The following is a 10,971-nucleotide window of genomic DNA, read 5'->3' on the forward strand; positions in this document are numbered from 1 at the left end:
ATAATGCCTGCATGATCATTGACGACGGGATCTTGTTCCGGCAGGCGGAGGAGAAGGACACCGGCACACTGGTGGCCCTGTATGACCAGGCCGCCCGCTGGATGGTCCGCCAAGGGATCGAGCAGTGGAAGCCCGGGGAGAAGGACTCCGCGCACTTCGTCGAGAAGATGCGCCAGGGCGAGGTGTGGCTCGCGTCGGACGACGACGGCCACGCCGTCGGGGCGTACGAACTGTGGTGGTCCGACGAGGACGCCTGGGGCGTTCAGCCGCCCGTCGCCGGCTACGTCCACCGGCTCATGGTGGAACGCGAGAGCGCGCCCGTCGGGGCCGGCCGGCGGCTGCTCGAACATGCCGAGCGGCGCATCGCCAGGGCCGGTCTCGAACGGGCGCGGCTGGACTGCGTCTCCACCAACCCCCGGCTGCTCGCGTACTACCAGGGTGCGGGCTACCGGGTGGTCGGGGAGTTCCCCCACAAGGAGGCCAAGGACGGGCGGGTGTACGGGGTGATCCTGCTGGAGAAGCGGCTCGACCGGCTCACGCTGGTGTGAGCCGCCCCCGGACCGGAATCAGCGCGGCGCGGACGGCCCGGCGCGGACGGCCCGGCGCGGGGCCGCCCGGCCCGGCGGCCTCCGGCTCAGCCCCGCCTGAAGACCGCCACCGTGCGGGCGGGCGTCGTGAACCCGCCCGTCCGCGCCTCGTACGCCGCCCCCTTGACCGTGGCGTCCGCGCCCGAGGCCTGGACCGGGTGCAGGGCGTAAGCCGTGCCCGCGAGGGCGGCGACGCGCTGGGTCTGCGCGGCGGGCGTGGCGTTGAACACCACGACCAGGTCGCCCAGGGCCATCGTGATCACGCCCGGGGTCTCCTCCGGCCCGGACAGCGGGAACGAGAGGCGGGACTGGACGGCCTCTGTGGTGGCGAGGCCGAAGGCGGGCTCCGTCGTACGGATCTTCAGGAGGTCCCGGTAGGCGGCCGAGGCTCCCGTGATGTCCGCGCAGCCCGGCGCCGGATCCCCGGCCAGCAGCGGCTTGGCGTACGGCCACTTCGAGCGGTTGTCGGCGGCCGGCGGCAGGCCCCGGCCGAAGCCGTTGCCCTCGCGGCAGTCCCAGTGGATGGCGTTGAACCAGTCGCCGCTGTCGAAAGAGTTGCGGTCCAGCGACTTCGAGCGCAGCAGGTCCGTGCCCGCCTGGGAGAGGGACGGGCCCTGGGACAGCGCGGCCACCGACATCGCCAGGACCTGCGCACGGGCCTGGTCGGCGGTCGAAGTGCCCTGCGGCAGCTTGTACTTCAGGGCGTCGAACAGCGACTCGTTGTCATGGGCGTCGACGTAGGCGAGCGCGTCGCCGGGCGCCGCCGCGTAACCGGCGGGGGCGCCGTTGTAGTCCACCTCCGAGCCCTTGATCCGGCGGCCGGTGGAGTCGGTGAAGGCGTACGCGGCCAGGTTGCCGGTCAGCCCGACCTTGATCAGGTCCTGATCGTGCAGGAGCCGGGTGCGCTGCTGCTCCCGCGTCCCGTTCGCCGGGGAAGCGTTCGGCGCGGTGAACAGGCCCGACGCGAAGCCCTGTACGCGCGGGTCCTCGTCGAAGGGACCGCCGCCGCGCACCGCGTCGCGGGCCCGGTCGGAGAAGGTGGCGATGCCGGTGCCGGCCATGTTCTGCTGGGTGGCCTGGACGAAGCGGGCGTCGTTGGCGACCTCCCCGAAGTTCCAGCCCTCCCCGTAGAGGACGATCTTCTTCCCGTCGACCCCGTCCTTGGCGAGGGTCAGCGCGTCGAGGGCGGCGCGCACGGCCAGGATGTTGTCCTTCGGGTGGTGGCCCATGAGGTCGAAGCGGAAGCCGTCGACCTTGTACTGCTTGGCCCAGGCGACCACCGAATCCACCACGAGGCGGCCCATCATGGCGTTCTCGGGCGCGGTGTTGGCGCAGCAGGTGGACGTGGCGACGGAGCCGTCGGCCAGCAGCCGCTGGTAGTAGCCGGGGACGATGCGGTCCAGGACGGACTTGTCGGACTGGCCGGAGGCCACGGTGTGGTTGTAGACCACGTCCATGACCGTGCGCAGGCCCGCCCCGTTCAGGGACTGCACCATGCGGCGGAACTCCACCGTGCGGGCGGTGCCGTTGGGGTCGCTCGCGTACGAGCCCTCGGGGACCGTGTAGTGCAGCGGGTCGTAGCCCCAGTTGTACGAGTCCTTCGCGGCCGCGGCGGCCACGCAGGCCTGCTGCTCCTCGGAGTCGGGCGCGTAGACCTTCAGGTCACAGGACGGCTCGGTGCGGTCCGCCGCCTTCTCCGGGATGGTCCCGATGTCGAAGGCGGGCAGGAGGTGGACGTAGGAGGTCCCGGCGGCGGCCAGGTCGCGCAGGTGGCGCATGCCCGCCGAACCGGTGTCGGTGAAGGCGAGGTACTGACCGGGGTGGGTGGTGGTGCGGTCGGCGACGGAGAAGTCCCGGACGTGCAGCTCCTGGATCTGCGCGGAGACGAAGGGGGCGGGCGCGGGCTTCTTCAGATCGCGCCAGCCGGGCGGGGCCAGCTTCGGGTCGGCCAGGTCGACGGCCAGGCTGTGGGTGGAGTCCGCGGTCAGGGCGGTGGAGTAGGGGTCCGTGACGAGGTTGCGGACCACCTGGCGGGTGCTGGGGGCCCACACGGTCACGGCGAAGCGGTACGGCTTGCCGGTCCAGGAGCGCTCGCCGCGCACCGACCAGACGCCGGTGGCGTCGTCGCGGCGCATGGGGACCGTCCGGCCGCCCCCGCCCCCGTCCCCGCCGTCGAATTCGAGGGCGACCTGCTGGGCGGTGGGGGCCCAGACGGAGAGCGTGGGGCGGCCGTCCTTGAAGACGGGGCCGAGGGGGGCGGTGTTCGCGTACAGGTCGTCGAGGACCCCGGCGAGCTGGACCCCGGTGGCCGCGAGGACGGCGCCGTTCGCGGCGCGGGCGCTCGCGACGAGCTGGCCGCGCAGGGCCTCGCGCACCCTCTCGCGGTCGCGGGGATCGACGGTGAAGGCGGTGACGGGGGCCAGGTGCGGGAACCGCTTCTTCTGGTCCTCGGTGAGCTGGGTCTTCGACAGGCGCAGCCACTGCGCCGCGTCCGCGCCGGTCAGGACGCCGCCCTCGGCGGCGATCCGGCCCTCGCGGGAGGCGAGGAGCTGTACGGAGGCGGCGGCCGCGGGGGCGTTCCAGGCGAGGGTGCCGCGGTCGATCCAGACCGCCTCCGCCTTGGTGAGGTCCAGGGCGGCCGAGGAGCCGGCGGGCTGCGGGAGGAGGTAGGCGGGCCGGCCGGCCAGCATCCAGACCTCGTGGCCGGTGGCCTTCAGGTCCAGGGACTGGTCCGAGGGGAGGTCCTTGGCGTCACCGTTGTGGAGGACGTAGCTGAGGCTCGTGGCGCCGGGGGCGAGCGGGACCTCGTAGACGGCGCCGTAGGAGTCGGTGCGGACGGGGAGCAGCGGCTTGGACCATTCGGTCGGCGTCGCGGCGCCGGTCCACACGTGCAGGCCCCAGCCGTCGTGGGCCCCGTCGGGGCGCTGGTAGTGCAGGACGGCCTTCGTCCCGTCCTGCGGGGGCTGGGCGGGGCGTTCGGGGCGGGGGGCCTCCTTGCCCTGGTCGAGCCAGATCTCGCCCGTCTTGGTCACGTCGATGGTGCGGTCGGCGGCGACGTCCTTGTTGCCGTCCTTGTCGATGACGAGGTAACCGACGCTGCTCGCCCCGGGCTTGAGCTTGACGTACGCGAAGGCGCCGTAGGCGTCGCGGCCGGTGAAGCCGTGGCCGGCGGGCCAGGGCGTGGCCTCGCCCTCGGCCAGGTCGCCCCAGGCGTAGAGGCGCCAGTCGGTGTAGTCGCCGTCGGGGCGGTTGTAGTGGACGACGGCGTAGTCGCGCTGGGTGGCGGTGGGGACCTCGGCGGGCGGGCTCTGCCCCGCGGCCGATGCGGCCAGGGCGCTCGCGGTGCGGCCGGCCGGGTCGATGACGACGGCCTTGTAGCGCAGCGGGGTGCCGGCGGCCACGGTCGCCCCGATGTGCTGGGTGACCTTGTACGGGGCGTGGTCGGCGGAGCCGAGGACCTGCCAGGGGCCGTTGCCGGTCTGGGCGGCGAAGACGACCCGGTTCAGCGGGTCGCCGGTCGCGGTCGCGGAGAGCTCGACGGTGCCGGTGGCGCCCGGGGCCGGTGCCTTCAGGGTGAGGGCGGGGCCGGCGGTGGAGGCGGCGGGCTTGGCGGTGGAGGCGGCGGTGGCGGTCGGAGCGGTCGCCTGGAGGACCACGGAGCCGAGGGCCGGGACGGTGACGGCGAGCTTCCCGGCGGCGGAGGCGCGCAGGAGCGCGGCGCCGTCGGCTGCTGCTGCTCCGTAGAGGGTGCGGTACCGGGCGCCGGCCGGGGCGTCGAGCTCGATGGTGCGGGGCTCGGTGCCGTTGTTGGCGGCGACCAGGTACTCGGTGCGCGTGCGGGGGTCGGTGCGCTTGTCGGTACGGCTGGCGGTACGGCTGTCGGTGCGGGAGAAGGCGTAGACCGAGCCGTCGGAGAAACGTTCACTCTGGACACCGTCGCGCAGGGCCGGGTGGTCCTTCGTCAGCTTCGAGAGAGCACTGACCTGCTTGTAGAGCGGGTGCTCCGGATCGAAAGCATCGCTCGCGTGCGTGCGCACCGTTCCGAGCTGGTCGTCGTCCAGGTAGTCGGCCACCTGCGAGGCGAAGAGCGGCTGGCGGGCGTCCTTGTCGCCGCCCGCGCCCGTGAACCCCTGCTCGTCGCCGGAGTAGACCACCGGATTGCCGCGGGAGAAGAACATCAGCTCGTTGGCCAGCCGGTACCGGTCCAGCAGCTCCTGCTCCCCCGCCCCCGGCCGGTCCTGCTTCAGGAAGGTCCCGAAGCGCCCCATGTCGTGGTTGCCGAGGAAGGTCACCTGCTCGTACGCGTTCGCCTTGTCGGTCGTGTACCGGTAGTCGTCGCCGAAGACGGACGCCAGGCGCCCGGCCGCCGCGCCCTGGGAGGCGTAGGAGCGGATCGCCTCCTGGAGCGGGAAGTCGAGGGTGGCGTCGAGGCGCCCGCGGGTCACGTAGGGGGAGGTGACGGCGGTGTCGGCCGAGTAGACCTCGCCGAACATGAAGAAGTCCTTGCGGCCGTGCCGGCCCGCGTACTCGTCGAGGGCCGTGGCCCACTGCGTCCAGAACTCGGTGTTGACGTGCTTGACCGTGTCGATCCGGAAGCCGTCGATGTCGAAGTCCTTGACCCACTTCTCGTAGATCTTCTCCATCCCCTCCACCACCTCGGGACGCTCCGTCCACAGGTCGTCGAGGCCGAAGAAGTCGCCCTGGCCGGAGGACTCTCCGGCGAAGGTGGAGTCGCCCCGGTCGTGGTACATCGTCGGGTCGTTGAGCCAGGCCGGGGACTTGAGGTTCTTCTTCGCCTCCGGGACGAAGGGAGTGCGGGGGAAGGAGTCGGCGTCGGTCTTCGGGAACGCGGCCTTGCCGCCGGCTCCGGCGCGGGCGGCGTAGTCGGCGTCGTCGAAGGGAACGCCGTCCTTGGTCAGGTAGGGGAAGGCGCCCTTCGAGAGGTACCCGTACGAGGCCTCGCGGTAGTCGACGACGTCGGCGGTGTGGTTGGTGATGACGTCGAAGAAGACCTTCATCCCCTTCCCGTGCGCCTTGTCGATCAGGCGCTCCAGGTCGGCGTTGGTCCCGAAGTGCGGGTCGACCTGCGTGAAGTCGGTGATCCAGTAGCCGTGGTAACCGGCGGAGACGTCGGCCCCCTTGCCCTGCACCGGCTGGTTCTTGAAGATCGGCGCCATCCAGATGGCCGTGGTGCCGAGCCCCTTGATGTAGTCCAGCCGGTCGGTCAGCCCCTTGAGGTCCCCGCCCTGGTAGAAGCCCTTGTCCGTCGGGTCGAGTCCGGTCTCCAGCCGGGAGCCGGTCAGGCCGCCCCGGTCGTTGCGCGGGTCGCCGTTCGCGAACCGGTCCGGGAGCACGAAGTAGAACTGCTCCCGGGTCAGGTCGTGCCGCGCGGGCTCGGCGGCCAGCTTGCCGTCCGAGGGCGGGGCCGGCGGCGCCTTGGCGGCGGCCGCCGCGGTGGCGGGGAGGGCGGGCAGGAGCGTCACGGCCAGGGTGGCGGCGAGCACTCCCGCCGCGCCTGCGAGGGCGGGGCGTATCAAGGCGGGTCTCCTTGGGTGCGGGACGGGGGCGGACGGGAGGTCAGTTGCGCCAGGTGTCGGTCAGCGTGACCTTGCCGTTGGCGGGGACCGTGGCGGAGCGATTGGCTCCGCCCTCCCAGGTGACGTTCCCCGCGCCGTCCTTGCGGACGTACTTGTACGCGAAGACCGTGCCGGGCGGGAGCGGGACGTCGAGCTTCCAGACGGGGTAGGCGGCCGGGTCGAGCTTGAGGGCGCCGGCGGTGTTCCAGCCGCCGAGCTCGGTGCGGTCGCCCGTGACGTAGATGTCCTGGCCGAGGGAGGTGGTGGCGTTGACGGCGAAGGAGGCTCCGGACGTCGCGGTGGGGGTCGCGGTGGGCGTGGGTGTCGGGGTGGAGGTGTCGCCGCAGCTCCGGGCGCCCACGTGCAGGGCGACGGCGGTCCCGGCGCCGAGGGTGGCGCTGAACCGCCCGCCGGAGTCGACGGTGACCGCGCGGCCGCTCTGGACGTCGCAGTAGCCGCCCGCCGGGAGGGAGGTCTGGAACGTCCGGGTCAGCGCCGAGGCCTCGTGGTTGATCGCCACGTACGCCTTGGCTCCCCGCCCGAAGGCGATCTGGTCGCCGCCGTTGTCCCACCAGTCGGTGACGGCCTGCCCGCGCGCGGCGTTGCGGAAGGCGACCATCGAGGAGATCTCGCGCCAGGAGTGCTGGCACTTCCAGCCGTCGGCATAACAGGCGTTGACCTTCCCGCCGTTGGGCGGGCCCGCGTCGCGGTCCGTCCACTCGTAGCCGGAGTGCACGTCCGGGGAGCCGTAGGGCCAGGCCAGCATGAAGACGCTGGCGAGGGTGTAGGAGGAGCCGTCCTTGTAGTTGAGGGTGTCGCCCCCGCGCTCGGTGTCGTGGTTGTCGACGAAGACGGCCGACTGCGCGCTCGGCATGTAGCCCCAGGCTTCGCCGAAGTTCTTCAGGTAGGAGAGGTTCTCGCTCTGGAAGACCCGCTTGAGGTCGCGGCCGTAGCGGAACTCCTGCACGTCGCCGTTGCCGAGGTACTCGGCCGGCGAGACGGCCTCGCCGGCCCCGTGGATCGCCTCCTGCTTCCAGTAGGCGCCCGGGTTCGTGAGCCGGGACTTGATGTTGGCGAGGTCGGCGGCGGGCATGTGCTTGGCGGCGTCGATCCGGAAGCCGTCGACGCCGAGGGTGAGGAGGTCGTTGAGGTAGCCGGCGATCCGGCCGCGCACGTAGTCCTCGCCGGTGTCGAGGTCGGCGAGCTGGACGAGCTCGCAGTTCTGGACGTTGGCGCGGTCGGTGTAGGTGGAGATCGCCGCCCGGCAGTCGTCCATGTCGGCGCCGGAGTACAGGCCCGGGTAGTTGTACTTCGTGTACGAAGTACCGCCGGTTCCGGTCCCGTCGGACGCCGCCATGTGGTTGACGACGGAGTCGGCGACGACCTTCACCCCGGCCGCGTGACAGGCGTCGACCATCGCCTTGAAGGCCGTACGGTCACCGAGCCGCCCGGCGATCTTGTAGCTGACGGGCTGGTACGAGGTCCACCACTGGGCGCCCTGGATGTGCTCCTGCGGCGGCGAGACCTGGACGTACCCGTACCCGGAGGGCCCGAGGCTGTCTCCGCACGCCTTGGCCACGGAGTCGAACCGCCACTCGAACATGACGGCGGTGACGTCCCTGTCCCCGGGCGTGGCTGCGAATGCCTGCGGGGCGGGGCCGGCGACACCGACGGCCAGGGCGAGGGCGGCGGTCAGGGCGACGGCGGCGGTGGCGGTGGCGGTGGCGGATACGGGAAGCAGCGCGGCGGCGGCTCTGGCGACGCGAGCGGGACTGAGCATGCGGCGTTCCTCCTGGCGGAGAGGCACTCGACCGGGGGGGGTGGGGTGGGCCGAGTTGGGGATTGCAGCGACCGTAGGTGCCCGGAGGGAGGGCTGCAAGACTTTGCGCAAGAGATTGCAGAATTGTTTCGGGGAGGGGTGGGGGGCTGGCGGGGGTGTTGACTGCGACTCGCGAGGCTGGGGCTTTCGCTGCGGCCTGGCGGGTGCGTTGACGGTCCCTGGGGGCGTCCCGGAAGTCCAGCGTCCTTCCGGGGCGGGCCGGTCCGTCAAGAGCGCTCCCTTCGGTCGCGTCGCTGCGCGATGGCCTTCGGCCCCTCTTGACTGACCGACCCACCCCGGAACGCCACAAGCCTTCCGGGATCCCCCCGGGGGGATGGCCTGGGGGTGACAGACGGAGGCACGGCCGGATCACAGCCCTCAATGCCACGGTCCCGCCGGTCAGCCGCACCCCAGCCGCTCAGGACCCCCCCGCCTGCCCGGGGCCGGGGGCGCGGGACCCCCGGAACACCCACACGGGGCCCATCGAGGCCCCTTCCCGGCGCTCCGCCCGCCAACCCGCACAACAGGACGACAAGAGCACCGTCCCATGCCTTGAGGCGCGTCAGATCGCTACACAGTCGCTCTCGGCATAGCGACTGACCGCCGTTAGGGGCGGGCTGGGCATCGGGACGGGTGGGTGTGCGGTAATGGAGGCGGATGGCGACGAGGGGGCTGGGCGATGAACAGAACGGTTCGCAGACGAGTGGTGCCGGTTGTCGGGACTGCGGGCGGGAGTCTCGGGTCTTATGACCACGTGGACGCGGTGGCGGTCGACGTGGCGCCCGGAACCAGCGCCGTGGAATTCACGCGGGTGATCTTCACGGGAAGTCCCCTGTGGATGGGCCGACTTATGGCCCTTCGTGACAAACTGGTCGCCCCGTTCGGCCTGCAGGTAAAGGAGCGGGGAAAGGCGGCCGCGACCCGGATCGAACCGGGTGTGAAAAGGGGTCCGTTCCGCATCCTGTCCGTCACAGAGGACGAAGTCCTCTGTGGGGACGACGACAAGCACCTCGACTTCCGCGTCTCGTTCGCCGTGCGGCCCAAGACGGACGGGCCAGGCTCAGAGGGCGTCTGCACCACGGTGGTCCGTTTCAACCGCCCCATCGGACGCCTCTACTTCCGCACCATCGAGCCCTTCCACCACCTCATAGTGGCCACCCTCCTCCGCCCCCGACACCCCCCGGCCCCTGCCCCGTAGATCCCCTGACCACCAGTTCCGGCTGGAAGACGTACTCCGTGCGCTGGACCGGTGTGCCGGCCACCGCTTCGAGGAGGGCGCCGACCGCCGCCGTGGCCATCGCGCGGACCGGTTGGCGGACCGTGGTCAGCGGCGGGTCCGTGAAGGCGATCAGCGGGGAGTCGTCGAAGCCGACGACCGAGACGTCCTCCGGGACCCGCAGGCCCCGCTCGCGCGCGGCGCGGATGACGCCGAGGGCCATGGGGTCGCTGCCGCACACGATGCCCGTGCAACCGCGGTCCAGCAGGGCTCCGCCCGCCGCGTGGCCGCCCTCGACCGTGAACAGGGTGCGCTGGATCAGGCCTTCGGCCTTGGCCGAGGGGAGGGCGGCGACGAAGCCCGCCTCCTTACGGGCGGACGGCACGTAGCGCGTCGGCCCGATGGCGAGGCCGATCCGGCGGTGGCCCAGGTCCTCCAGGTGACGGACGGCCATCTCGGCCGCCGCGCGGTCGTCCGGAGAGATGAAGGGCGCCTGGACCCGCTCGTTGAAGCCGTTGATCATGACGAAGGGAACGCCCCGGGCGGCGAGCCGCTGGTAGCGGGAGGGGTCGGCGGAGGAGTCGGCGTGCAGGCCGGACAGGAACACGATGCCCGTGACCCCGCGCTCCTCCAACTGCTCCACCAGCTCGTCCTCGGTCGCCCCGCCCGGCGTCTGCGTGCACAGCACCGGCGTGTAGCCGTGCCCGGCCAGCGCCTGCTCTATGACCTGGGCGAATGCCGGGAAGATGGGGTTGGTGAGCTCGGGGATGAGCAGCCCGACCAGCCCGTTGCTGCGCCGCCGCAGGCGTACGGGGCGCTCGTAGCCCAGCAGGTCCATGGCGGCCAGCACCTTGTGACGGGTGCCGGACGCCACGCCCGCCTTGCCGTTGAGGACACGGCTGACGGTCGCCTCGCTGACCTCGGCCTGCGCGGCGATGTCCGTCAGCCGGGGCGGGGTGGTCACCCCTGCCACCACACCGCCGTGTCGGGTGCAAGGACGTTCGGGTCCGCCAGTGCGGAGCTCGCCAGCAGGACCGTGCCCGGCGCGGGTATCCGTACCGGTTCGGCCGTCGTGTTGACCGTGCAGGTGAAGTCCCCCCGGCGGAAGGCCAGGACGCCCTCGGGGGCCTCCAGCCACTCCACCGCGTCGCCCGCGCCCAGCGCCGGGTGCGAGCGGCGCAGTCGCAGTGCGGAGCGGTAGAGCTCCAGGGTGGAGTGCGGGTCGCCGCTCTGCGCGGCGACGCTCAGTGCGGCCCATTCGGCGGGCTGGGGGAGCCAGCTGCCACCGTCGCCGAAGCCGTACGGGGCGGCCGAGCCCGACCACGGGATCGGTACCCGGCAGCCGTCGCGCAGCCCGTCCTGGCCGGAGCCCCGGGCGAACGCCGGATCCTGGCGCACCGAATCCGGGAGGTCCAGGACCTCCGGAAGGCCCAGCTCCTCGCCCTGATAGACGTACGCCGACCCGGGCAGCGCCAGCATCAGCAGCGCGGCCGCCCGCGCCCGGGCCAGACCCACCGCCCCACCCCCGTACCGGGTGACATGACGGACCACATCGTGGTTCGACAACACCCACGTGGTCGGCGCACCGACCGGGCGCATCGCGTCCAGCGACTCGTCGATGGTGGCGCGCAGCGCCCGCGCGTCCCATCCGGTGTTCAGGTAGTGGAAGTTGAAGGCCTGGTGCAGCTCGTCGGGCCGCAGGTACAGGGCCGTCCGGTCGGCGCTCGGGGTCCGCCCCCCGGCGCCGCCGTTACGTTCGCCCGCGCCCTCGCC

The 10,971-nt window shown here is 72.2% G+C and carries 6 protein-coding genes; 2 read left to right on the forward strand and 4 right to left on the reverse strand.

The window, feature by feature from the left end; translation table 11 throughout:
- The first annotated feature begins 11 nt into the window (after positions 1–11).
- A complete protein-coding gene (locus J7E97_RS28045; RefSeq protein ID WP_215032888.1) occupies positions 12–548 on the forward strand; it encodes a GNAT family N-acetyltransferase in 537 nt (178 codons plus the stop codon).
- An 86-nt stretch (positions 549–634) separates the two neighbouring features.
- On the opposite strand, the gene pulA is transcribed toward J7E97_RS28045, so the two are convergent.
- Positions 635–6,124, reverse strand: coding sequence for a pullulanase-type alpha-1,6-glucosidase (gene pulA, locus J7E97_RS28050; RefSeq protein WP_374224263.1), 5,490 nt, complete (start codon positions 6,122–6,124; stop codon positions 635–637).
- A 40-nt stretch (positions 6,125–6,164) separates the two neighbouring features.
- Positions 6,165–7,943, reverse strand: coding sequence for a carbohydrate-binding module family 20 domain-containing protein (locus J7E97_RS28055; RefSeq protein WP_215032891.1), 1,779 nt, complete (start codon positions 7,941–7,943; stop codon positions 6,165–6,167).
- Between the two features lie 793 nt (positions 7,944–8,736).
- Between J7E97_RS28055 and J7E97_RS28060 the strand changes: the two genes are divergently transcribed.
- Positions 8,737–9,180, forward strand: a complete 444-nt coding sequence (locus tag J7E97_RS28060) for a DUF2867 domain-containing protein (protein WP_215032894.1) — start codon at positions 8,737–8,739, stop codon at positions 9,178–9,180.
- On the opposite strand, the gene J7E97_RS28065 is transcribed toward J7E97_RS28060, so the two are convergent.
- Together J7E97_RS28065 and J7E97_RS28070 are read right to left on the reverse strand one after the other, a co-directional pair.
- Positions 9,128–10,174 carry a LacI family DNA-binding transcriptional regulator gene (locus J7E97_RS28065; protein WP_215032897.1) on the reverse strand — a complete coding sequence of 349 codons (1,047 nt, stop codon included), beginning with the start codon at positions 10,172–10,174 and terminating at the stop codon, positions 9,128–9,130. The genes J7E97_RS28060 and J7E97_RS28065 overlap by 53 nt on opposite strands.
- On the reverse strand, positions 10,159–10,971 hold an 813-nt coding region (locus tag J7E97_RS28070; protein WP_215032899.1), incomplete at its 5' end, for an alpha-amylase family glycosyl hydrolase. The genes J7E97_RS28065 and J7E97_RS28070, both read right to left, overlap by 16 nt.

It is taken from the genome of Streptomyces sp. ISL-66 (assembly GCF_018614135.1).
Classification (GTDB): Bacteria; Actinomycetota; Actinomycetes; order Streptomycetales; family Streptomycetaceae; genus Streptomyces.